Origin of the sequence: Gilliamella sp. CG22 (assembly GCF_046635725.1) — a bacterium.
GTDB lineage: Bacteria > Pseudomonadota > Gammaproteobacteria > Enterobacterales > Orbaceae > Gilliamella > Gilliamella apicola_I.
In genome coordinates this window covers 13,720-37,064 of record NZ_JBIDFK010000014.1, presented here as the reverse complement: position 1 = coordinate 37,064, position 23,345 = coordinate 13,720, and the positions used below count along the sequence as shown (strand labels likewise).

The 23,345-nt window shown below is 37.8% G+C and carries 22 protein-coding genes and 1 riboswitch; of the genes, 16 read left to right on the top strand and 6 right to left on the bottom strand.

The window, feature by feature from the left end:
- Positions 1–15 precede the first annotated feature (15 nt).
- The 5 genes from purB to ACGH46_RS10410 are packed head-to-tail and all read left to right on the top strand — an operon-like array spanning position 16 to position 4,112.
- Positions 16–1,377, top strand: a complete 1,362-nt coding sequence (gene purB, locus ACGH46_RS10430) for an adenylosuccinate lyase (protein WP_411605568.1) — start codon at positions 16–18, stop codon at positions 1,375–1,377.
- On the top strand, positions 1,374–1,898 hold the full coding sequence (locus ACGH46_RS10425; protein WP_411605566.1) for a GNAT family N-acetyltransferase: 525 nt from the start codon (positions 1,374–1,376) through the stop codon (positions 1,896–1,898). Before purB ends, ACGH46_RS10425 begins: the two co-directional genes overlap by 4 nt.
- Positions 1,895–2,680 carry an amino acid ABC transporter substrate-binding protein gene (locus ACGH46_RS10420; protein WP_411605564.1) on the top strand — a complete coding sequence of 262 codons (786 nt, stop codon included), beginning with the start codon at positions 1,895–1,897 and terminating at the stop codon, positions 2,678–2,680. The genes ACGH46_RS10425 and ACGH46_RS10420 overlap by 4 nt, the downstream gene beginning before the upstream one ends.
- Positions 2,677–3,348, top strand: coding sequence for an amino acid ABC transporter permease (locus ACGH46_RS10415; RefSeq protein WP_220216019.1), 672 nt, complete (start codon positions 2,677–2,679; stop codon positions 3,346–3,348). Before ACGH46_RS10420 ends, ACGH46_RS10415 begins: the two co-directional genes overlap by 4 nt.
- Positions 3,349–3,359: 11 nt before the next feature.
- On the top strand, positions 3,360–4,112 hold the full coding sequence (locus ACGH46_RS10410) for an amino acid ABC transporter ATP-binding protein (RefSeq protein ID WP_267378986.1): 753 nt from the start codon (positions 3,360–3,362) through the stop codon (positions 4,110–4,112).
- A gap of 157 nt (positions 4,113–4,269) precedes the next feature.
- Here ACGH46_RS10410 and ACGH46_RS10405 read toward each other — a convergent pair whose 3' ends face one another.
- Entirely contained in the window at positions 4,270–5,631 is a 1,362-nt protein-coding gene (locus ACGH46_RS10405) for an MmgE/PrpD family protein (RefSeq protein WP_411605562.1), read from the bottom strand.
- 213 nt (positions 5,632–5,844) lie between these two features.
- Between ACGH46_RS10405 and folK the strand changes: the two genes are divergently transcribed.
- The 3 genes from folK (at position 5,845) to gluQRS (ending at position 7,853) form a co-directional block, all read left to right on the top strand.
- Positions 5,845–6,330: a 2-amino-4-hydroxy-6-hydroxymethyldihydropteridine diphosphokinase gene (folK, locus tag ACGH46_RS10400; RefSeq protein WP_267378980.1), complete on the top strand. Its 486-nt coding sequence runs from the start codon at positions 5,845–5,847 to the stop codon at positions 6,328–6,330.
- A gap of 134 nt (positions 6,331–6,464) precedes the next feature.
- Entirely contained in the window at positions 6,465–6,920 is a 456-nt protein-coding gene (gene dksA / locus ACGH46_RS10395) for an RNA polymerase-binding protein DksA (protein WP_065559802.1), read from the top strand.
- A 42-nt stretch (positions 6,921–6,962) separates the two neighbouring features.
- Positions 6,963–7,853 carry a tRNA glutamyl-Q(34) synthetase GluQRS gene (gene gluQRS / locus ACGH46_RS10390; protein WP_220216023.1) on the top strand — a complete coding sequence of 297 codons (891 nt, stop codon included), beginning with the start codon at positions 6,963–6,965 and terminating at the stop codon, positions 7,851–7,853.
- On the opposite strand, the gene moaA is transcribed toward gluQRS, so the two are convergent.
- Entirely contained in the window at positions 7,833–8,807 is a 975-nt protein-coding gene (gene moaA, locus ACGH46_RS10385; RefSeq protein WP_267378974.1) for a GTP 3',8-cyclase MoaA, read from the bottom strand. The two genes, gluQRS and moaA, sit on opposite strands and share 21 nt — an antisense overlap.
- A riboswitch (molybdenum cofactor riboswitch) is annotated at positions 8,802–8,932 on the bottom strand. (Overlaps the previous gene by 6 nt.)
- Before the next feature lie 389 nt (positions 8,933–9,321).
- Here moaA and ppnN point away from each other — a divergent pair.
- Positions 9,322–10,698: a nucleotide 5'-monophosphate nucleosidase PpnN gene (gene ppnN / locus ACGH46_RS10380; protein WP_220217316.1), complete on the top strand. Its 1,377-nt coding sequence runs from the start codon at positions 9,322–9,324 to the stop codon at positions 10,696–10,698.
- 82 nt (positions 10,699–10,780) lie between these two features.
- Here ppnN and radA read toward each other — a convergent pair whose 3' ends face one another.
- Positions 10,781–12,160: a DNA repair protein RadA gene (gene radA, locus ACGH46_RS10375; protein WP_267349586.1), complete on the bottom strand. Its 1,380-nt coding sequence runs from the start codon at positions 12,158–12,160 to the stop codon at positions 10,781–10,783.
- A 9-nt stretch (positions 12,161–12,169) separates the two neighbouring features.
- Positions 12,170–13,144 carry a phosphoserine phosphatase gene (serB, locus tag ACGH46_RS10370; RefSeq protein WP_267349584.1) on the bottom strand — a complete coding sequence of 325 codons (975 nt, stop codon included), beginning with the start codon at positions 13,142–13,144 and terminating at the stop codon, positions 12,170–12,172.
- A gap of 176 nt (positions 13,145–13,320) precedes the next feature.
- Between serB and ACGH46_RS10365 the strand changes: the two genes are divergently transcribed.
- Positions 13,321–13,848, top strand: coding sequence for an NAD(P)H-dependent oxidoreductase (locus ACGH46_RS10365; protein ID WP_411590887.1), 528 nt, complete (start codon positions 13,321–13,323; stop codon positions 13,846–13,848).
- 54 nt (positions 13,849–13,902) lie between these two features.
- Here the strand turns inward: ACGH46_RS10365 and rsmB are convergent, their stop codons facing one another.
- Positions 13,903–15,195, bottom strand: coding sequence for a 16S rRNA (cytosine(967)-C(5))-methyltransferase RsmB (gene rsmB / locus ACGH46_RS10360; protein ID WP_411605560.1), 1,293 nt, complete (start codon positions 15,193–15,195; stop codon positions 13,903–13,905).
- Positions 15,196–15,222: 27 nt separating this feature from the next.
- The gene (locus tag ACGH46_RS10355) at positions 15,223–16,566 is read right to left on the bottom strand and encodes a Na+/H+ antiporter family protein (protein WP_220216029.1); all 1,344 of its coding nucleotides are present in this window, start codon (positions 16,564–16,566) and stop codon (positions 15,223–15,225) included.
- A 413-nt stretch (positions 16,567–16,979) separates the two neighbouring features.
- Between ACGH46_RS10355 and ACGH46_RS10350 the strand changes: the two genes are divergently transcribed.
- The 6 genes from ACGH46_RS10350 to ACGH46_RS10325 all read left to right on the top strand — a co-directional run bounded on the left by ACGH46_RS10350 (position 16,980) and on the right by ACGH46_RS10325 (position 23,226).
- A complete protein-coding gene (locus ACGH46_RS10350; RefSeq protein WP_411605558.1) occupies positions 16,980–17,801 on the top strand; it encodes a sugar phosphate isomerase/epimerase family protein in 822 nt (273 codons plus the stop codon).
- Positions 17,802–17,846: 45 nt separating this feature from the next.
- Complete coding sequence (locus ACGH46_RS10345) at positions 17,847–18,719, top strand: shikimate dehydrogenase (protein WP_220216031.1); 873 nt, start codon at positions 17,847–17,849, stop codon at positions 18,717–18,719.
- A gap of 134 nt (positions 18,720–18,853) precedes the next feature.
- Positions 18,854–19,618, top strand: coding sequence for a type I 3-dehydroquinate dehydratase (aroD, locus tag ACGH46_RS10340; protein ID WP_411597414.1), 765 nt, complete (start codon positions 18,854–18,856; stop codon positions 19,616–19,618).
- Between the two features lie 104 nt (positions 19,619–19,722).
- A complete protein-coding gene (locus ACGH46_RS10335; RefSeq protein WP_411605556.1) occupies positions 19,723–20,571 on the top strand; it encodes an SDR family NAD(P)-dependent oxidoreductase in 849 nt (282 codons plus the stop codon).
- A 111-nt stretch (positions 20,572–20,682) separates the two neighbouring features.
- Positions 20,683–20,970, top strand: coding sequence for a putative quinol monooxygenase (locus ACGH46_RS10330; RefSeq protein ID WP_267349572.1), 288 nt, complete (start codon positions 20,683–20,685; stop codon positions 20,968–20,970).
- 213 nt (positions 20,971–21,183) lie between these two features.
- Positions 21,184–23,226 carry an FAD-dependent oxidoreductase gene (locus tag ACGH46_RS10325; RefSeq protein ID WP_411605554.1) on the top strand — a complete coding sequence of 681 codons (2,043 nt, stop codon included), beginning with the start codon at positions 21,184–21,186 and terminating at the stop codon, positions 23,224–23,226.
- The last annotated feature ends 119 nt before the right edge of the window (positions 23,227–23,345 follow it).

Genomic DNA, 23,345 nt, shown 5'->3' with positions numbered 1-23,345 from the left:
TTTGAGGATATTTCGGTGGCGTCACATGTTATTGATTATTTGATTTTAGGTAATAATTTTAGTACCAGTGAAATGCGAGCGATTTGGTCAGAACAAAATCGCTTAGAAAAGCAAGTTGCTGTAGAAGTCGCACTAGCAAAAGCACAAGGTGAACTAGGTGTCATTCCTTGCGATGCCGCTGATGCAATCGTTACTAAAGCCGATGCTTCGAAACTGTCCATTGAACAAATTGCCAAACAAGCTGCGAAAGCCAAGCACTCTTTAATGTCAACGATCAATGCGCTACAAGATCAAGTTGGCGATGCCGGTCAATTTATTCATTATGGTGCAACCACGCAAGATATTGTCGATACGGCAACCGTTTTACAACTTAAGCAATCATTTGCCATTATTGAACGTGATACCAAACTGGTGGCATGTGAATTAAAAAAGTTAGCCAAGCAGTATCAATATTTACCTACGGTTGGACGCACTCATGGTATGCAGGCACTTCCTACTACTTTTGGGTTTAAACTTGCCGTTTGGTTGGATGAGTTTGTTCGCCATTTACAGCGGTTAAGTGAAATTAAACAGCGGGTTTTAGTGGGTAATATCAGTGGTGCAATTTGTACTTATGCCGCCATGGGCGAATTAGGGGTACAAGTTGAAGCCAGAACATTAACTTTATTAGACCTCAATACACCCAACATTGGTTGGCAAGCTGCACGTGATCGGTTTTCCGAATATGCATCCGTCATTGGATTAATCAGTGGGACGCTGGGTAAAATGGGTAATGAGTTTTATAACTTAATGCGCACTGAAATTAACGAAGTTGAAGAGCCCTTTTCTGACGGAAAAATCGGTTCAACCACTATGCCTCATAAACGAAATCCCGCCGCATTAGAAGGCTTAGCTAGCTTAACCGCACCATTATTAAAAAGTGTCGCTTTAATTCATGAATCCATGAAAGTTGAACATGAGCGAGACGCCATGAGTTGGCGAGCCGAGTGGATAGCTCTTCCTGAAATTAATCTCTACCTTTCTTCACAACTACAAACGGCATTAGCTGTACTACAAGGGTTAAAAGTCAATGCTGAACGCATGTTAACTAACTTAACCTTACAAAATGGTTTACTACTGTCTGAAAAAGTGATGTTTGAAATAGGCAAGCGATTAGGCAAACAGACCGCTCATCGTTTGGTTTATCAAAGCGCCATGCAAGCTTTTGAGCAAAATAAAACCTTTAAAGCAGTGTTATTAGCTGATCCTATCTTGAATAAAGACTTTACCGAAGATGAACTCGATAGTTGGTTAGAACCCGTTAATTATGTTGGTTTAGCACCTGAAAAAGTGGAACAAGTAATCCGGTATGCTGATCAAAGTGGAGTCTTAGTATGACGTTCCGCCTAATGACGCAAAATGATATCCCAGCTTATCAAACGCTATTGCATAATGCTTATCAAGCAACCCTACAACTTGGTATTCATTTTGCTGCTGCGACAGTTAATCAAAAACAAATTGCCGATCATATTGAATCAAATGCTGTTTATCTCTATGAAAAACAGGGTAAATTAATTTCAACATTAACGATTCGTTTTCCATGGGGCAATAATCCCGGACCTTATGGATTACCGCATTTAGGTTGGTTTGCCACTGACCCACAATATAAAGGTCAAGGCTATGGTCATGCGTTATGGGATTTTGTTGAACAACAAATCTTAATTAAACAATTAAGACTTCCTGCGGCGACATTAGGAACAGCCGCAAATCATCCATGGTTAGCCACACTTTACATCAACAAAGGTTATAAACCTATTGGGCAAGCCGATTTAACCTCTGATCACACCACACTCTATTTTGAAAAAATTTTTAATTATAAAAACTACACTGAATGGAAAAAAAGGAATCACAAACAATGAAAACAATCAAAACTATTTTCTCTGCGATACTACTCGCCAGTTTAACATTATTATGCGGATGCGATACAAATAGCCAAGATTCGACCACAAAGCAGCCGATCATAAGAGTCGGTTCAACCGGTCAAAGTTATCCAAATGGTTATAAACAACAAGATAGATTAATCGGATTTGATGTTGAACTGACAGAAGCCATTGCCAATGAACTGGGTTATCAAGTCGAATGGGTAGTTGCTGAATTTGGCGGCTTAATGGGACAGTTTGATTCTGGACGTTTAGATACCATTGCCAATGCCGTTGCAATCACACCTGCTCGCCAAGCTAAGTATGATTTTTCTCAGCCTTATAGTTTTTACGGTAGTCAGATTGTTACCCATCAAGAAAATAACGATATAAATACGTTATCTGATTTTAAAGGTAAAACCATTGCTGGCGTGTTAGGTTCAAATCATATCAATAATTTGAAAAAAGCCTTTCCAAATAATGAAGTGACGATCAAAACTTACGAAACCCGTGACGGAGCCATGTATGATACCGAATATCAACGGGTTGAAGGTTATGTTAATTCAAAACCCATCTTACTGGCTGAAATCAAACGTAAAAATCTTCCATTTAAATTAGTAGGCGAGCCAATAACGATTGAGCAAGTTGCTTTTCCATTTAGTAAAGATGAAAAAGGTCAAGCATTACGTGAAAAGTTTAATCAAGCTTTGGACAAGTTACGCAACAACGGCACGTTAAAAAATCTTTCGATTAAATATTTTGGTGAAGATATTACCTCATGAACTTTAATGTAAACTATTTTTTAAGTGTGTTTCCTCAGATATTACCGTATCTACCGGTCACACTTTTTATTGCGGTGGTGTCAATTTTATTTGCTATGGTGTTAGGTCTGACTATTGCATTGTTACGTAACAATAAAATCATCATTGTTGACGCAATTTTTTCGCTGTTTATTTCGCTATTTCGTGGGATTCCCTCGGTCGTATTGCTCTTTATTATTTATTACGGTTTACCGCAGATCTTTCCTGTATTAAAGCACATGGGAGCAACAACCGCCGCTATTGTCTGCTTTAGCTTAAAATATTCGGCTTATCTAGCCGAAATTTTCCGTGCCGGTCTGGCGTCAGTCGACCCAGGACAAAAAGAGGCAGGACTAACCTCGGGACTAAGCACGATTCAGGTTTACCGAAACATTATTTTGCCACAAGCATTGGTCAATGCTTTGCCTAATACCGGTAACATGTTTATTTCATTACTCAAAGACTCGTCTGTCGCTTTTTTTGTTGGCGTACAAGAACTGCTAGCAGCAGGCAAAATGCTAACGGCGAGCTCCTTTCTCTATTTTGAAACCTATTTAGCGGTCGGCATTGTTTATTGGCTAACGGTTGTTGCTTATTCATGGCTACAAAAACAGTTAGAACGTAAATTAAGCAAACCGTATTACCGTTAAGGAGCAAGCTCATGATTTCTGTATCACATCTGTCTAAACGGTTTGGTCATCATCAAGTATTAAAAGAGATAAACCTTCATGTAAAACAAGGTGAAGTTGTCGCCATTATTGGGCCTTCAGGCTCAGGTAAATCCACGTTATTACGTTGTCTGAATTTATTAGAAAAACTCAATACGGGTACAATTCGAATAGGTGATGTCATTCTGGATAGTGAACATTATCGTCATAAAGAAGAAGTCCAATTACGCAAACAATCAGCGATGGTATTTCAACACTATAATTTATTTAAAAACAAAACGGCGTTAGAGAACATTACTTATCCTTTGATTCTGGGTAAAAAAATCAATAAAAGCGAAGCCAAACAACAAGGATTGATGCTATTAAAGCGGGTGGGCATGTTACCTTATGCAGACCAATATCCAATAACATTATCCGGCGGGCAACAACAACGGGTGGCTATTGCCAGAGCATTAGCGGTTAGACCTAAAGTTCTATTATTTGATGAACCGACATCGGCACTCGATCCAGAGCGTGTACACGAGGTGCTGCAAGTCATGTTACAGCTTGCTAAAGAAAATATCACGATGATCATTGTTACTCACGAAATGGAATTTGCTAAATATGTCGCTGACCGAATTATCTTTATGGCAAATGGCGTCATTGTAGAAGAAGGCTATGCTAAAACTCTTATCGATCATCCACAAAACGAGTTAACTCAACGTTTTTTGCGTCAGCTAACTGATGATATTAATTTCGAAATTTAATAAAGAAAAAAATCGTTCGATCACTGAGCGCTTATATCGAGACAAGAAATTAGGGGGATTTTACATCGCCCCCCTATTTAGAATTCACGTAATAGTAAATATCATCTTATTAACAAACTTTAATTTTTATTCTTTTAAGTGAATCAAGATTTTTCAACTATAACTTAACTATATAACGCTTTATAAAATCGCTGACATCTAACCCTTTTGCAAATGCTTGGATATCTTGGCTTAGCGCTATTGCAGTTGGTTGATCATCAATAGCGTTTACGAGTTTTGCTGTCATTTCATTTTGGCTGTATGGATTCTTTGGTGATCCTTTGGGAAGGTCGATGCGTTGGCTGATTTTTTGACCGTTATTAAGTAATATCTCAACCACCACATAACGACCGTTATAAGCTTGAGGATGTGGTGCAAGGGTGATGTGATAACTGCGTTGCATTTTTTGCATCAGTTGTTGAATGTTGTCAGCGATTGGCGTTGCCGAAAATGCTTTAAAATCAGTGGGTAAACCTAATAAAATTAAGGCCAAAATATATTCAGCTGAAAAGCGCCCTTGCTCAGCAAGGGTTGGCTGTTGATAAATTAATGCAGCATCACTCTTAGGTGGCGCAAAGTAAAGGGTAATGTTAGCCACATTCTCAACACGAAATTGCGGATGTTGAGAAAGTAATTGTCCGGCATCCGCAATATAGGCTCCAGCGGAACAAAAACTATAAGTTTTAAACCACAATCCAGGGTCAATTATCTTCCAAGGCTTTGCCCAACTGGTTAAATTCAACGCCGTATTCCCTTGTCCATACATGGCGAGAAATCCTAAATTTTCATCTAAAAAATTTTGATCTGCTTGTAGTCCTGCTCTTAACCAATCAACAGTTTGGATGGCATGTTGCGCAGCCAGTCCTGCATGTAAAAATTTTATGGGTGTGCCCATTAACAAGCGCATACCCGAAGCTTGGGTTGCTGCAAGTGCTAATGCTTGCGATAAAAAAGGTTCATTATACAAATAACAAATTGCAGCTGTGGCTGCTATACCACCAAGCGTAATAGTGGCATGCCATCCTTTTTCATAATGTTGTGGATTGACGCTTTTACCCAGCAACGCCATGACTTCTATACCAATAACATAAGCCGTTAAAAACCGCCGTCCATTTATCTTGAATGGTGAATGATCTAATCGAATACTGGCAAACAGTGCCGATAAAATCACCGCTGAAGGATGGCCTCGTATATCTGAATGAACATCATCATAATCTAAACAGTGAGCTTGAAAACCATTGAATAATGCAGTTTGACGTGGTGTGGCTAACTTTTTTTGACCAATAAGCCAAGACCGCTCATGCCCGCCTTCTTCTTTTATCCAAGCGAGTAATCTTTGAACATTCATATCCTGACGAGCTTGTAAACAACATGCAAAATAATCGACGATGCCATTCATCGCATTATTAATAACGCAGGAATCATTAAGAACAGGGGTATTTTTAATTAACAAGCATAATTGTTGGTTTAAGTTCATCATATATTCACTCATCAAACTATCATAAATAGACTTGACCAAAATAGCGTAAAATCAGCGTTAAGTTAAAGATTATCTAGTTATATTTTAATAACTAAACTTAATACTATTGCATCAAGCAGTCGTCTTTTTCCCTTCATATAACTATTTTTGACTCATCATTAGTATGCTAATATAGATGACAAATGATTAACCTAAAATTTCACTTATCTAATTATGTCAACTTGTTATATCGCGTTAGGAAGTAACCTTGACGATCCTTTTGCTCAAGCAAATCGAGCAATAGCCGCTTTAACTCAATTGCCTCATACTCAGCTGATTAAAGTCTCGCCTTTTTACCGCAGTAAACCTTTAGGGCCACAAGATCAAAATGATTATCTCAATGCAGTGATTAAGTTAATAACCAGCCTTTCACCAATTGAATTATTAGATGCCTTACAATCGATTGAAAAATCACAAGGGCGAGTTCGCAAAGATAATCGTTGGGGGGCAAGAACTTTAGATTTGGATATTCTTTTATATGATGATTTGATTATCAATAGTGAACGATTAACCATACCGCATTACCACATGAAAAACCGAGAGTTTGTCCTTTATCCACTCTTTGATATTGAGCCAGAACTCGTCTTTCCCAATAATGACAAATTGTCAGATCTTGTTGCTAAGTGTCCTAAAAATGACATGAAACAGTGGGTAGCATAATTATATACATTAATACATATAGTTATGTTAATTTGCTCTAATTATGTAAAAAAAATCATAAAAAAATTTTGCCAATGGCTAATTTATTGCTATAGTTTAGCGCTTGCAAATAATCTGTACTTAAGGGGATTGCTGTGAAAAAGGAACAAAAAGTTAATACATCTTCTCTTAGCCTGCTTTCAATTGCTGGGCTTGAGCCTTATAAAGAGGCGAAAGGCGAGGAGTATATGAACCCTAAGCAATTGAAACATTTCAAACTTATCTTAGAAGCATGGCTTGCGCAATTACAAGGCGAAATGGGCAAAACAGTCTCGCACATGCAAGATGAGGCTGCAAATTTTCCAGATCCAGCTGACCGAGCAACTCAAGAAGAGGAGTTCAGTCTAGAGTTAAGAGCACGCGATAGAGAACGTAAACTGATCAAAAAAATTGAAAAGACATTAAAGAAAATTGAAACTGATGATTTTGGTTTTTGTGAATCTTGTGGCGTTGAGATTGGTATTCGTCGCCTTGAAGCTAGACCTACGGCGGATCTATGTATCGATTGTAAAACGTTAGCGGAACTTCGCGAAAAACAAATGGGAATGTAATTTTAATTACTTTCCTCAAACATTACACTACCAGATAAGCCCATGTGCTATATTGGTCGTTTTGCTCCCTCACCATCCGGACCATTACATTTTGGTTCGTTGGTGACGGCTCTCGGTAGCTATTTACAAGCTAAAGCTTATCAAGGTAAATGGTTAGTCCGTATTGAAGATATCGATCCACCACGCGAAGTCAAAGGCGCTTCCTCACTCATTTTAAAAACATTAGAAATATTCAATCTGTTTTGGGATGATGATGTTCTATACCAATCAACATGTAGTGAACGTTATCAATCGGTATTGCAATCATTACTTTCCAAACAGCAAGCCTACTATTGCGACTGTTCGAGACAACGAATCCATCATCTTACCAATCATATTTATGATGGCTTTTGCCGTCAGCGAAATTTAACCCCGAACCACCAGCAGCATTTAGCCATTCGGTTAAAGCAAACCCATCCCATCTTTGAATTTGAAGATAACATTCTTGGATTACAAACAGTTGAACCAGCAAGTGCGCAAGAAGATTTTATTATTCATCGAAAAGATGGACTATTTGCTTATAATTTGGTGGTCGTTCTGGATGATCATCAGCAAGGCATTACCGAAATAGTTCGTGGTGCTGATTTGCTACCGGTTACCGCAAAACAGATATCACTTTATCAACAGTTAGGCTTTACCGTTCCAACCTATTGCCATTTACCACTCGTCTTAGATCATAATGGTAATAAGCTGTCGAAACAAAATCATGCTAAACCAATCGAATTGGATAATCCAACCTCATTAACCATCCAAGCACTGCAATTTTTAGGGCAACAGATACCACAAGATTGGCAAGATGCAACCCAACAACAATTGTTAGATTGGGCAATAGCACATTGGCAGCTTTCAACTATTCCGAAACAAAATGCAGTATTAACCACCAATGTAAGATAAGTTAGGCATCATACCCACTTGATTATCGTGTAATCGATGTTTTTCTGGTTTGACTACCAATGAGGCAAGAATGCGTGATTTAAGTTGTGCTTTTTGGTCTGCACTGACCAGTAAATCACGTAAATCAATCGCCGAATCTCCAAACAGACAATAGTGTAACTGCCCAATTGATGACACTCGCAATCGATTGCAACTTTTACAAAAATCTTTTGAATATGGCATGATAAGACCAATTTTGCCTTGATAATCATCATGCGCATAAACTTTTGCCGGCCCTGATAGAGCTTGCTTCGGTTGTAACTGCCAACCTTGCTCAATTAATTGACGTTCAATTGATTGACCAGCTAAGTGATAACGATGAAATAGATTACGGCTTTCATTGGTTTCCATAAGCTCGATAAAACGCAACTCAACTGGTCTGTATTTAATCCAAGATAAATAGTCTGATAAATGGCTATTGAGATCTTTCATTAAAACAGTATTAATCTTCACTTTCGGTATGCCAATTTCTAACGTTTTTTCAATGCCAGCAATCAGCTCTTTCAGCTTATCTTGACCTGTGATTAGTTTGAATATATGGGGGGAAAAACTATCTATACTAATGTTGATTGAATTTAGACCGGCTTGATGCCAATGGTTGATATTTTTTAATAACCGTGTGCCATTGGTCGTGATAGCAAGCTCACGAATACTGGGATAAGCCGAAATAACCGACAAAATTTCGGTAAAATCTCGACGCAATGTCGGTTCACCACCTGTAAGTCGAATTTTATGAACACCAAGCTCAGCAAATGTTGACACAATATTATCAATTTCATTAAGCGATAAAAAATGGTGAAGCTTATTCGGATGATAACCATTGGGTAAACAATACTGACATTTAAAATTACATAGTTCGGTAATCGACAAGCGCAGATATTGAAATCGACGCTGATAATTATCCACTAATTGCATATAAAAAAAACACCTTATCCAAATCGGGAAGCATAGCCATTTCTGCGCTATACCGCGGCTAATTCACCATATGAAACAGGCCAAGGCAACACTTAGGTGAAAAAGCTTCAGAGTTTGGTTTAGTCTAACATAGACAATATTTTTTGACTATAATCAATTAATCAATTCGAACATTCTGAATAAAATTCTAAGGTTAAGTTGATTCATCACTGTTTTCACCATTCTCAACTATTTAGAATAACAATTACTGCTTTCTCAACGATTATTCGCTTTAAATTAATCATTTAGCACAACAATATTAATTGATTTATTTACATCCAAATAAAGTCAGAGGTATATTAATATCAAATAAATTTAATTATGATAAATCAATCCTTTTGCTGTATTTCAATTATTCAATGGGATAATTACGATAAAATTGAAAAAAGTTCATTTTATAAACTTTACTTATTCAATCTGTTTGAGTATATAATAACTCCTTTGTCGATAAAACCGTCAAATGGAGGTTGTGATGATTACCACCCATATAAGTCCATTAGGATCTATGGATTTACTCGCTCAAGCTGAAGTGGATATTCTAAAGAGATCAGCAAATAGTGAATTATATCAATTATTTCGAAATTGCTCATTGGCAACACTGAATGCGGGTAGTAAAACCGATAATACGAAAGAGCTATTAGATAGGTTTCAATCGTTCGAAATTAATGTGATTAGTAAAGAACGAGGCGTTAAGCTAGAGCTCATCGATGCACCGGAAAGTGCTTTTGTAGATAAACGCATCATCCGTTCAATTCAAGCTAACCTTTTTGCGGTGTTGCGCGATATTCTTTTTTTAAATAGTCAAATCAGTGCTGTTAAGCAATTAGTGTCGAATGTCAACCTTGATAAGGATCATTCCTATTATATTACTAATCTGGTTTTTTCGATTTTACGTAATGCTAATGCGCTACATGTCGGCGAAGAGCCTAATCTTGTGGTTTGCTGGGGTGGTCACTCAATTAATGAAAACGAATATTATTATGCCCGTCAAGTCGGCATGCAGTTAGGGCTACGTGAGCTTAATATCTGCACTGGCTGTGGCCCCGGTATTATGGAAGCTCCTATGAAAGGCGCCGCTGTTGGTCACGCTCAGCAACGCTATAAAGATAGCCGTTTTATTGGGATGACTGAACCATCAATTATTGCCGCTGAACCACCTAATGCTTTGGTCAATGAGCTTATCATCATGCCAGATATTGAAAAACGGCTTGAAGCTTTTGTCCGTATGGCACACGGTATTATTATCTTCCCTGGTGGTCCGGGTACTGCTGAGGAACTGCTCTATATTTTAGGCATTATGTTAAACCCAGCAAATAAAGATCAGACATTGCCACTTATCTTAACTGGCCCTAAAGAATGCGAAGGCTATTTTGCTGCCATTGATGACTTTATTCGCCAAACCTTAGGCGAAGAAGCCACCAAGCTTTATCAAATTATTATTGATTCTCCAGAACAAGTTGCACGTATTATGAAAAAAGGGGTTAAACATGTAAAATCCTCACGCTTAAAAACAGGTGATGCTTACGGTTTTAACTGGCTCCTTAAAATTGATGGTTCGTTACAACAACCTTTTGAACCCATTCATGAGAATATGGCTTCATTGAATTTACACAAAGATCAGCCTGTGGAATTATTAGCCGCTGATTTACGTCGTGCATTTTCGGGAATTGTTGCCGGTAATGTGAAGGAGTTTGGTATGAAACAAATTGCTGAACGAGGCCCTTATAAGTTACAAGGCGATAAGGAAATAATGAAACAGTTGGATGATTTATTACGTAGCTTTGTTAAACAAGATCGGATGAAATTACCGGGTGGAACGGCTTATCAACCTTGTTATGAGATCTGTTATTAACACATCATCTAAAATAGCTTATTCAACTGTTATTTTGCCGGTATTTTTTATCGGCAAAATAACAGACGCATCAACCAATTAGCTATAAATCATTCAAAATATCTAAAGCTTCAGAAACTTTTTTGACACCAAAAACTTGCATATTTTCAGGTCTCTTTTTCGGCATATTGGCAATCGGTACTATCGCTTTTTTAAAGCCATGTTTTGCCGCTTCAGAAATCCGCTCTTGACCACTTGGCACAGGGCGAATCTCGCCACCTAAGCCAATCTCGCCAAAAATAACCACATCTTGTGGTAGTGGACGATTTCGAAAACTTGATACTAAGGCGGCAATCAATGCTAAATCGGCACTGGTTTCAGTAACTTTTACACCACCGACGACATTAACGAAAATGTCTTGGTCAGCCATTTGTAATCCACCATGCCGATGCAAGACAGCCAGTAAAAGGGCTAATCGATTCTGATCAAGTCCAACTGTTACGCGTCTTGGATTCCCATACATTGAATGGTCTACCAGCGCTTGAATCTCAACCAATAATGGACGTGTCCCTTCCCATAACACCATCACCGAGCTACCGGGTAGCATTTCATCCCCACGACTTAAAAAAATCGCTGATGGATTACTGACTTCTTTCAATCCTTGCTCGGTCATGGCAAAAACGCCTAATTCATTTACTGCACCAAACCGGTTTTTATGGCTACGCAACGTCCTAAATCTGGAATCCGCATCACCATCTAATAAAATTGAACAATCGATGCAGTGTTCAAGGACTTTAGGACCGGCAAGTGACCCATCTTTAGTAACATGTCCAACCATAATAATGGCTATGCCTTTGGTTTTAGCAAAACGAGTTAAATAAGCAGCGGTTTCCCGCACTTGTGCAACACTCCCCGGCGATGATTGAATGTCGGCAAGATGCATAACTTGAATGGAATCAATAACCATGAGTTTAGGTTGTGATTGTTCAGCCAGCAAACAGATCTGCTCAATACTGGTTTCTGACAGCATATTAATATTATCGGTTGGTAGTCCTAAGCGATGAGCACGCATAGCCACTTGCTGTAAGGACTCTTCGCCCGTCACATAAAGGGTGTTCATTTGCGTTGAAAGCTTACTCATGGTTTGTAATAACAGGGTACTTTTACCGGCACCTGGATTACCCCCAATGAGAATTGCACTACCAGGGACAACACCGCCCCCTAACACTCGGTCAAATTCGGAAAAGCCGGTAGAGAATCTAGGCAACGCTTCTAAACTGATTTCAGACAGTTTTTGAATTTTTGCCTGTCCAACGCCACTACCTGCATAACCGGTTAACCGATCATTGCGTGATGATGCACTTGCCAGCCTAACTTCGGTAATGGTATTCCAAGCATGACATGCACTACATTGACCTTGCCAACGAGGATAATCTGCACCACAATCATTACAAACAAAAGCACGTTTAACGGTTTTTGCCAACTTAATCTCCTAACCTTCACTTAATAAACTGGTCGATAAGATACACCATAATCCAGTTAAATCTGCATAATTAATGCTAATTCGTGCCTTTTCAACCACTTTAGGTTTACCATGATAAGCCACACCAAGACCTGCAATTCGAATCATCATTAAATCATTCGCACCATCGCCAATAGCAACCGTTTGTTCAATAGGTATATCTAACGATGCAGCTAAATTCTGTAATGTTCGAGCTTTAAATTTGGCATCGACTATTTGACCCGTTACTTTACCGGTTAATTTATCATTTTTGATTTCTAACTCATTTGCATAAGCATCGACCAATTTTAATTTTTGTTTTAAATGGTCGGCAAAATAGGTAAATCCCCCTGATGCGATAGCGACATACCAATTTCTTTTTTGTAATTCTTTAACTAGATAAGTCAGTCCCGATGTCAATGGTAATCCATTTTTTACTTGCTGTAAGAGTTCTTGAGGAGCTCCTTTCAAGGTTGCAACTCGCTTACGTAAGCTGGTCGCAAAGTCTAACTCGCCCCGCATAGCTTGCTCGGTAACAGCCGCTACTTGATGTCCAACACCATATAATTTGGCAAGTTCATCGATGCATTCAATTTTAATCGCCGTGGAATCCATATCCATAACAAGCAAACCCGGTGAGTGTAAGGTGGGTAAATTATCAATAGGTGATACATCAATGCCTAATGCTAGGGAAATAGATTTTGCCTTTTTAGGCATAACGCCAGCAATCCGGACAATTTGGTAAGTTTTAATTTTCCAAGAAGAAACTATCACCATTGGCATCGCCAACTGATTTTGGAATTTTGACAGTATCGTTTTATTTAATTTTTTACCATAGATGATCCAACCTGTTTTACCTGCATTATAGTCAAGCGGAACCACTTCACAACCATTCAAAGATAATGGTAAACCTTGCCAGTTTTGAATATTTTCGGGGAGATCACTATAGGTGAGAGTATAAGCCATTACAAATATCTTTATAACACAAAATAAACCGAGAATTTACCACATCTACTAAAAATTGTCCAAGCGACCAATAATTAACCTATAATTTAGTTTATACTAGTATTATTTTTATACTAGTATATAGTTTATACAATTGAGTAACGTGCATTTTTTACATAAAAGGAAAGGAAATTACTATGACATTAATGATTTTAGGCCATCCCAATATGGCGCAATCCATTGCTAACAAAACAATTATTGAGACATTACAGCAAACTGTTACCGATCTTGAAATCCGAAATATACATCAACTTTACCCTAATTATCAAATCGATGTAGAACAAGAACAAGCCGCATTATTGAGACATGATCTTATTATTCTTCAATATCCTATGTATTGGTTTAATATGCCAGCTATATTAAAGTTATGGTTTGATGAAGTGTTGACTTACCAATTTGCTTATGGCTCACAAGGTGATAAATTAAAAGGTAAAAAGTTATTGCAGAGTTTAACAATAGGGCAAAAAAGTTACCAAGAATACGGTGAAAATTTAATTGACCACTTTCTTGAATCAGTAAAATTTTCGTCTCTGTATATACAAATGGAATATCTTCCACCGGCTTTATTATATGGTGTATCACCATTTGATGATAAAACAGAAATAAAAACCAAAGCCTTAAAACATGGACAGGAATTAGCTGAATTGATAAAAAGTTACTGCTAATGACAAAATGTGATGATATAGCGTGAGGCAGACATCATCACATTAAACGTTCTGTTAGCTATGTTTGGTTAAAACCGCATAAAAAAACCCATCACCGCCGTTGTCGGTAGGTAAAAACTGTTTAACCTCGCCTTGCAATTTTGCATCACTATTTTCATGTAAAAAACGCTCAATTTGCAATCTATTCTCTTCTGGAAGAATTGAACAAGTCGCATAGACTAAAGTACCACCTGTTTTTAAATAAGGCCAAATATTCGTTAAGATCGCATGTTGTAACTCAGTGAGTTGGGCTATATCACTATCACGACGTAACCATTTTATATCTGGATGACGCCGAATAACGCCCGTAGCTGAACATGGGGCATCAAGTAAAATCCGGTCAAATTGACGCCCTGCGCACCATTTTTCTGGCGTTAATCCATCACCAACTTTCACTTCAGCACATTGTTTTAAACGCGTTAAATTATCATTAATCCGTTTAGCACGACTCGCATCAACATCAACCGCTAATACTTGAGCATTTGGGGCGACTTCTAAAATATGTGTAGTTTTACCACCAGGTGCGGCACACATATCTAAAATTTGCTCGCCATTTTGCGGGGCAAGTAGATAAGCCGCATATTGTGCAGACAAGTCTTGTACGGTCACCGCACCTTCAGAAAAATAAGGTAATTTGGTCACATTAACGGGCTGTAATAACCTAATGGCAGAAGGTATATCGGTAAAAACTTGCGATTCAATGCCTGCTTCGGTAAGCAGTTGTTGGTACTCACTCACTGAATAGTGATTAAGATTCACTCGCAACCACATCGGAGGTTTTTGATTATTAGCCGCTACAATTGCTTGCCACTGCTGTGGATAGGCTTGCTTAAGACGCGTTAGTAACCACGTCGGATGGAGAGTTCGGGCTGTATCTTGTTTACTGTCTTGCGTGAATTGGTTTGTTAAAACAGCTTGTTGACGTAAAAATTCCCGCAACACACCATTAATTAATCCTTTGAGAGCGATTTTTTTTAATTCCTTAACCGCGTTAACTGTTTCTCCTACTGCTGCATGCTCCGGAATACGGGTATAGAGAACTTGGTAAACACCCACTAACAATAAATAGTGTAAAATTCTATTTTTACCAGTAAGCACTTTGTTCATCAAGCTATGAATATAGAAATTCAGTTCAGGTAATACCCGCATTACCCCGAAACAGATTTCTTGAACTAACGCTTTATCTTTATCGGCAATTTTAGGATTTAAAGTCATCAATGCAGAGCTGAGCGATTGCCCTTCTTCCAACACATTAAAAATAGCCTGAGCACAAACCGCACGGATATTTTGATATAACTTGTTATTCATAAGCAATGACAGCCTTTATTGATGTTATTACAGAATTAACGATCCAACCCAACCCGCAATAAATAAAGGGATATTAAAATGGGTGAATGTTGGAATAACACTATCACGAATATGATCATGCTGACCATCACTATTAAGCCCAGCCGACGTTGCTAAAATAGTATCAGAAGGCGGAGAACCAGCATCACCAATCGCTCCAGAAGCACCAATTAAACAGACTGTTGCAATAGGTGAAAAGCCAAGCTGAATACAAAGTGGGACATAGATTGCCGCAATAATAGGCACCGTCGAGAATGACGAACCGATACCTAACGTAATCACCAATCCGACTAACATCATCATAAATGAAGCAATAACTTTATTACCCGCGAATAAAGCAGCACTGTTAATCACTAACGGTTCAATATCATTTGTTTGTTTTAGCACTTCAGCAAAGCCTTGGGCAGAAATCATAACAAAACCAATCATGGCCATCATTTTAATACCATCAGTAAAAACGCCGTCTGCTTCACCCCATTTAATGGTTCCCGAAACAATAAAGCAAATAAAACCAATTAGCGCCCCTAAAATCATTGAACCTGTATAAAGTTGGATAGCAAAAGAGAGAACAATCGCCAATAAAGACACAATAAGTGAACGCTTATTTACACTATTTACCGTTTCTAAATTCGTCTCTTCACGAATAATTTTATATTCTCTTGGTTTACGGTAACTGACAAAAATTGCCCAAAGTAGCCCAACAAACATCCCTAGCGCTGGTATCGCCATAGCATGCATTACATTCACATGACTAACATCCATGCCAGATGCAGTGATATTTTTTAATAAAATTTGATTTAAAAAGATATTACCAAAACCAACCGGTAAGAACATATAAGGTGTAATGAGTCCAAATGTCATTATACAGGCAATCATTCGTCGATCTAACTGTAATCGAGACATCACATATAATAGTGGTGGGATTAACAGTGGAATAAAAGCAATATGGATAGGTATGATATTTTGTGAAGAAATACTGACCAACGCAATAATAATAATTAATAACCATTTTATGCGTTTTTTAGCACTGCTCGTTGTCAGCTGTTTAACCGCTTTATCAGCTAATAATTCAGGCAATCCCGATTTTGAAATTGCAACCGCAAAAGCACCAAGCATAGCATAAGAAAGAGCGATATTTGCACCATTGCTAATACCTGTATTGAATGCATCAATGGTTTGTTTTAACGTTAAATGGCTAAATAAACCACCAACAAAGGCACCAATAATTAAGCTAATTACCACATGAACACGGCAAAGAGATAAAATTAACATACAAATTACCGCAATAACCACAGCGTTTATTGACGATAAAAGCTCAAAAACTGTATTCATAGATATATTCTCTTAAATAAACAAAGTTAATTATTTTAGTGGATGACTATAGAAAGTGCAATTGATAGTAAATGCTGGCTTGTAACCATGATTATTCTAAAAATAGTTGACGTCTAAATGGATTTTAAGTGACACATTAAAATAAAAAGCAAAATCAACACATTGCTCAATAAACTCCCCATATTTTTTATAACTGTCTGATTAATTTTTTATTGATAAAGATCTCATTTTGATAAAAATCCTTTTTTTATCCTTGCTAATTACAGAATAAATGGCTATTTTAAATAATAGATATTTTTAATAGAAATCATTATATTTATAGAAATATAATAATGAATCATAATGTGGCTTATTTAAAAATTACACTAATTTTATGCTTTAGATGAATTAAATTTTTAATTAAGGAGAAAGATATGTCTAACCGTCCAATTGGATTGGCAGCGTTAACTGTCTTAGATGTTTCACCTGCTAACCAAGTCCTCGTTGCAGCAGAAGCGGGTTATACTCATGTCGGTTTGAGGCTTATACCGGCTACGCCAACTGAGCCGGTATATGCGACCGTCGGCGATACGCCATTGGTTCGAGAAATTGAACACCGTTTAAAAGAGACAGGAATTAAGGTATTAGATATAGAAATCTTTCGTTTAAAACCCGATACCCGTGTCATTAACTTTTTACCCGTACTGGAAACGGGCGCAAGATTAGGTGCCAGTCAGGTACTTTTGGCGGGTAACGATCCCGATCAAAATCGACTAGCCGATAATTTTGCCCAGCTTTGTGACATTGCCGCTCCCCTTGGCATTGCCATCAATATCGAACCGATGCCATGGACAAACATCCCTGGCGTCAATGCCGGTGTTGAACTGCTAAAAAAAGCGAATCAAAACAATCAAGGTATGATAATTGATCCCCTGCATTTTGATCGAGGTCCAAATACCCTTGACGATTTGAAAAAAGTACCTAAAGATTGTTGGCGTTATATGCAACTGTGTGATGGTACTAAAGAAAAACCTCAAGACACAGAAGGACTACTTTATCAAGCCCGTAACTATCGTTTATCCCCGGGGCGTGGTGGTATTGACCTTGTATCTTTGTTGAAAGCTTTACCTGAAATGCCGATTTCAATTGAATGTTGTAATGACGAATTAGCTTTATCTAAATCCCCAATTGAACGCGCTAAAATGTATATTGAAGATACACGTGCATTATTAAAACGTGTTGCTGAACAATCTTAATTGTTAACGCTTTATTGAAAAAAAGCGTGTAGTGGAGACTTTTTAATGAGAAATAATATTGACGGCCATTATTTATTGATTGGTTTAATGGCTTATCCAATACGTCACAGCTTATCACCGCAAATGCAAAACACTATTTATTCAAAACTAAATATCCCTTATGTTTATTTGGCTTTTGAAGTTGATCAAGAAAAATTACCCGATGCAATAAAAGGTCTTCGTGCCTTAGGTTTGCGAGGTAGTGCGGTATCGATGCCCAATAAACAATTGGTTTGCCAATATCTTGATAAGTTAACACCTGCGGTTGAAATGAGTGGGGCTTGCAATACAATTTCGAATGATAACGGCATATTAACCGGTTATAACACCGACGGCATTGGCTATATGCGCATGTTGAAAGAAGCAGGCATTGATGTCATAGGTAAAAAAATGACGATTCTTGGTGCAGGCGGTGCAGCAACAGCCATTGTAGTACAAGCTGCGCTTGATGGTGTGAAAGAGATCGCCATCTTTAATCAGAAAGATGACTGCTATGCAAAAATTGAAGCAATTGCAAAAAAATTAAATGAAAACACACCATGTAAAGTCAGTGTGACCGACCTTGCTGATAAAGAGCAACTCCGTCAAGCCATTGCCACCAGTGAAGTACTTTGTAACGCTACAGGTGTTGGAATGAAACCATTAGAAGGGCAAAGTTTAATTACCGATCCAACGATGTTAAGACCGGATCTTGTCGTAACAGACTGTATTTATAGCCCACGTAAGACCAAATTGCTTGAAATCGCAGAACAGCAAGGTTGTAAAACCTTAAATGGGATTGGCATGATGCTTTGGCAAGGTGCAGCGCAAATCAAAATTTGGACGGGTGAAGATGCACCTATTGAGTATGTAAAAGAAAAAATGGGATTTAATGATTAGTCGATAAGTAATCTTTTTACCTAATAATTCAATTAAAAATAAGTTAGCAGATTATTTTGTGTTATTGTCTGATTTGAATCACACAATATAAGATTAATCATTATCAATATAATCTTTTACCAACAGGATATAAAATGAAAACAGTTACAACCAAAAATCTAGTTATAGGATCGGGTGCGCCGAAAATTATTGTCCCAATTGTGGGGAAAACTGAAACCGAACTGCTTGATGAAGTGACATTTTTACAATCGATAGATTTTGACGTTTTGGAGTGGCGAGTGGATCACTTCACCCAAGTTGATAATATTGATGCTGTGAAAACTGTTGCTAAAAAAATTGCAACCTTATTACCGAGCAAACCTATTTTATTTACCTTTCGTACCGCTAATGAAGGTGGAGTAAAACCGTGGCCACTAACCGATTATCTCGAATTAAATAAAGAAATAGCTAAGAGTGGACTGGTCGATCTGATCGATGTTGAAGTCTTTATCGGCGATCAATACGTAAAAGAAATTATTAATGTAGCGCATCAACATAATGTATTGGTTGTCACATCCAACCATGACTTTGAAAAAACACCTGCGAAAAACGATATCATTTCTCGATTACGTAAAATGCAAGATTTGGGTGCTGATATTCCCAAAATTGCGGTTATGCCACAGACCACAGATGACGTCCTTACCTTATTAGCGGCAACCACAGAAATGAATGAAAAATATGCAACCAGACCCATCATTACCATGTCAATGGCAGGGCTGGGGGCAATTAGCCGAGTGGCAGGAACAACATTTGGTTCAGCAATGACATTTGGAGCAGCTAAAAATGCCTCAGCACCGGGGCAATTAGATGTCAAACAGTTACGTTATATTTTAGATGTGTTGTATCAAAGTAAACAGTAGGTTAAATAATTTGGTACTTACTTTGACATTAAGATTTAATCAAACAGAAAGATATGCGAAGAAAGTACAAATAAAAGTTATCAATTTGAACAATAGGAGTTTTTATGAGCCAAAGTTGGTTAGGATTAGAAAATGATGTTTGTGTCATCACAGGTGCAATTGGTGGCATGGGCTCCGAAATTTGCCGTGAATTTGCTAAACAAAAAGCGAATCTTGTACTTATCGATTTAGATGAAACAAAATGTCAACTACTCGCTAAATCGTTAAGTAATGAATACGGTATAAAAGCAATTGGTCTTGCCTGTAATACCACTAACGAAGCACAAGTAGATGCAGCGGTCGCAAAAGTAAAACAAGAATTTGGACGTTGTGATGTACTGGTTAATACCGCAGCGATTTTACGTTTTTGTCCGATTGAAGACCTTCCTCTTGATGAATGGAATACTACCGTTAATATTAACCTAACAGGATATTTCCTTATGTCTCAACGTTTTGGGCGTTTAATGATTGAGCAAAAATCAGGTCGTATGGTGCATATCTCAACGGTGGCGTCGCACACGCCTGAAACTTACAGTGGTGCTTACAGTTCAACCAAAGCTGGTGTTTCGATGATGTCTAAACAATTTGCTGCTGAATGGGGACAATTTGGTATTCGCAGTAATGCAGTCTGTCCATGTTTTGTCAAAACACCTTTATCAAAAAAATTCTATGAAGATAAAGAAGTTGAACAAGGTCGTACCCGTATGATTGCCAGCCGTCGTATTGGTGAAACCATCGATATTGCTAATGCTGTTTTATATTTGGCAAGTAAACGTTCTGATTATTCAAATGGTACTGAGCTTGTGGTTGATGGTGGTTACGAAGTGATGCTTGGAGATTTAGTCCCACGTCCAGGTGGTCGTCGCCAATTTGCAGAACAACAACATGCGGCTTCGAAAGCATCGAACAAATAAAAAATATCAGTCAATTAGGCTTATAGCTCACGACCGTGATCATGGTGGTTAATTGGCTTTTTAGGATTTGAAAACCATAATCAAAATAGAGAATAACCATAAGGAATATCGATGTGTGAGCTAAATATTATTGCAATACATGAGGTAAAACCAGAGTGGGTAAAGGAATATCAACAAGCTGCCCTAAAAGTGCGGAATGAAAGCAGAAAAGAAGCTGGTTGCATTCGTTATGAACTCAGTCTGGATACCAATAACCAACATATTTTTATTTTCTCAGAAATATGGGCAAACCAAGCTGCCATTGAGTTTCATAATACGACTGCTCATTTTATGGAATTTAAACAATTCTTAGAGAATAAATTAGTCGATAGAAAATGGTATAAAACGAAAAAATTCTAATTAAATAGATAACGATTTCTCATAATGGCTCGCGCTTAGCATAACGCGAGCCATTCTAGTTTTCATCTATTTATAGATAAAATGAATAAATTAAACTTGATCTATAAAATATAAGCATAAGTTAGCAATGGATTTATTATTAACTTTAACACGTTTAGAAGACTATTTTGCAATGTTTGATAGAGAAATTATTTAAATAAAAAGGAGACAAATATGCCCAATTTTTCAGCTATATTTGAACCGTTTGTAATTAATAAAACAACTATACGCAACAGAATTGTCATGCCACCGATAGGGACTAACTTTGCCACATTACATGGCGAAATGGTGGATGACCATATTCAATACTATGAACAACGAGCAAAAGGCGGAACTGGGCTTATTATCCTTGAAAACGTATGTGTTGATTTTCCTTATGGTACTAACGGTACCACACAACTGAGAATCGACAACGATCAATACATTCCCGGATTGTATAAATTTACTGAACGTATGCACAAACATGGGGCATCGGTCGCAGTACAAATTAATCATGCAGGCGCATCCGCTTACCCCGGTCGCTTAAATGGCTTGCAACCTATTTCTTCATCCAATATACCGTCTAAAACAGGTGGCAATATTCCCAGACCAGCAACGATTGAAGAGCTTCATGATATTGTTAAACAATATGGACTAGCAGCTCACAGAGCCCAAAGAGCCGGTTTTGATGCTGTTGAAATTCATGCCGGACACTCGTATTTGCTGAGTCAATTTTTATCACCGCTGTATAACAACCGTACAGATGAATTTGGAGGCAGTATCGAAAACCGAGCACGATTAATTCGTCTGGTTATTGATGAAATGCGTAGCAAAGTCGGCCCTTTCTTTCCAATCCTTTTACGGATTAGTGCGGTCGATTTTGTAGATGGAGGAAATACTTTAGATGATACCTTAGCTATTTTAGAACACCTGAGTGAGGGTGTGGATGTTTTTGATGTATCTGCCGCACAAAATGATACTATCCAATTTCAGATTGATCAGATGAATCTCCCAGACGGTTGGCGTTCTTACATGGCAAAAGCTGTGCGAGATAAATTTAATAAACCGACCATTGCGTCTGGTAACTTTCGAGACCCATCAATCATCGCCAAAACAATTGAAGAAGGGATTGCTGATTTTGTCGTTTTAGGACGAGGGCTAATTGCCGAACCTTATTGGGTTGAAAAAGTACAAAATAACGAAATCGACACATTAAGAAAATGTATTTCATGTAATATTGGTTGTGCAGATCATCGCATTGCGAGATCTAAACCAATTCGCTGTACAGTTAATCCGGATATTATCAGTTATGAAGACTATAAACGCTATCAGATCTCAACCCCGCTTAATGTTGTTGTAGTGGGAGGCGGAACGGCTGGACTTGAAGCAGCATGCACAGCAGCAGAAGTCGGATGTAATGTTACATTATATGAAGAAAAGCCTTTTTTGGGTGGTCTGTCAATGATGATTTCTCGATTTCCATATAAACAACGTATTGCCGATTTGCCTAAATTTCTTATCAACCGTGCCAAAAGTTTAAAAAATCTCACAATCAATCTTAATACACGAGCAACGCCTGAAATAATCGAAAAATTACAACCCGATTTAGTGATTAGTGCAACCGGTTCAAAACCTTTATTACCCCCTATTAAAGGATTACACGATCAGCTTAGAGCACCAAACAGACAAGTATTTTCGATTTTTGACATCATGGAAGACTTCAATCAATTTACCGATATTGCCAATAAAAAAGTGGTTGTCATCGGTGGGGGAGCTGTCGGGCTGGATGTCGTTGAATATTTTTCTGAAAACAACGCCAAGGCGGTTTCCATTGTTGAAATGAAGCCTGCTATGGCTGAAGATTTGGATTATATTGGTCGCATTTCTATGATGACCATGCTCAAACATAATCAGGTTGATGTTCATCTTTCTACAACTTTACTGGAAGTCGCTGAAAATCACTTTTTAGTTAAAGATAAAGATGGTCACCAATTTAAATTAGAATTCGATTATGGTTTTGTCTGTTTAGGAATGCTAAGTGAAAACACCTTTAGCCAAGCTTTTTCTGAACATGCAACTAAAAATAACTATGTTTATCATAAAATTGGCGATTGTAAACAAGCTCGTAAACTTATCGATGGCATGCGTGAAGGACGAGATGTTATTACCCTGATCCAACGATTGGAGAGGATAAAAAACAAAGAGATTCGTGGAGTTGATATCAATAAACCTTTATAATGCTTTCAACTATCGTTATAAATAGAGTTATTTAACTCAAACTATATCGACGAAAGATTGTGCAAATTAGCTAACGTTTAAATGATAACAAGTATATACTTAGTGTTTTCTCTCTTATT

Excerpts from the sequence above, each read along its gene's own strand:
- ACGH46_RS10330 (WP_267349572.1), top strand. The coding sequence starts at position 20,683 with ATGTGTGAGCTAAATATTATTGCAATACATGAGGTAAAACCAGAGTGG.
- ACGH46_RS10410 (WP_267378986.1), top strand. The coding sequence starts at position 3,360 with ATGATTTCTGTATCACATCTGTCTAAACGGTTTGGTCATCATCAAGTA.
- folK (WP_267378980.1), top strand. The coding sequence starts at position 5,845 with ATGTCAACTTGTTATATCGCGTTAGGAAGTAACCTTGACGATCCTTTT.
- ACGH46_RS10425 (WP_411605566.1), top strand. The coding sequence starts at position 1,374 with ATGACGTTCCGCCTAATGACGCAAAATGATATCCCAGCTTATCAAACG.
- ACGH46_RS10365 (WP_411590887.1), top strand. The coding sequence starts at position 13,321 with ATGACATTAATGATTTTAGGCCATCCCAATATGGCGCAATCCATTGCT.
- ACGH46_RS10335 (WP_411605556.1), top strand. The coding sequence starts at position 19,723 with ATGAGCCAAAGTTGGTTAGGATTAGAAAATGATGTTTGTGTCATCACA.
- ACGH46_RS10355 (WP_220216029.1), bottom strand. The coding sequence starts at position 16,566 with ATGAATACAGTTTTTGAGCTTTTATCGTCAATAAACGCTGTGGTTATT.
- ACGH46_RS10325 (WP_411605554.1), top strand. The coding sequence starts at position 21,184 with ATGCCCAATTTTTCAGCTATATTTGAACCGTTTGTAATTAATAAAACA.
- ACGH46_RS10420 (WP_411605564.1), top strand. The coding sequence starts at position 1,895 with ATGAAAACAATCAAAACTATTTTCTCTGCGATACTACTCGCCAGTTTA.
- gluQRS (WP_220216023.1), top strand. The coding sequence starts at position 6,963 with ATGTGCTATATTGGTCGTTTTGCTCCCTCACCATCCGGACCATTACAT.
- ACGH46_RS10350 (WP_411605558.1), top strand. The coding sequence starts at position 16,980 with ATGTCTAACCGTCCAATTGGATTGGCAGCGTTAACTGTCTTAGATGTT.
- ACGH46_RS10405 (WP_411605562.1), bottom strand. The coding sequence starts at position 5,631 with ATGATGAACTTAAACCAACAATTATGCTTGTTAATTAAAAATACCCCT.
- rsmB (WP_411605560.1), bottom strand. The coding sequence starts at position 15,195 with ATGAATAACAAGTTATATCAAAATATCCGTGCGGTTTGTGCTCAGGCT.
- aroD (WP_411597414.1), top strand. The coding sequence starts at position 18,854 with ATGAAAACAGTTACAACCAAAAATCTAGTTATAGGATCGGGTGCGCCG.
- serB (WP_267349584.1), bottom strand. The coding sequence starts at position 13,144 with ATGGCTTATACTCTCACCTATAGTGATCTCCCCGAAAATATTCAAAAC.
- moaA (WP_267378974.1), bottom strand. The coding sequence starts at position 8,807 with ATGCAATTAGTGGATAATTATCAGCGTCGATTTCAATATCTGCGCTTG.
- ACGH46_RS10415 (WP_220216019.1), top strand. The coding sequence starts at position 2,677 with ATGAACTTTAATGTAAACTATTTTTTAAGTGTGTTTCCTCAGATATTA.
- ACGH46_RS10345 (WP_220216031.1), top strand. The coding sequence starts at position 17,847 with ATGAGAAATAATATTGACGGCCATTATTTATTGATTGGTTTAATGGCT.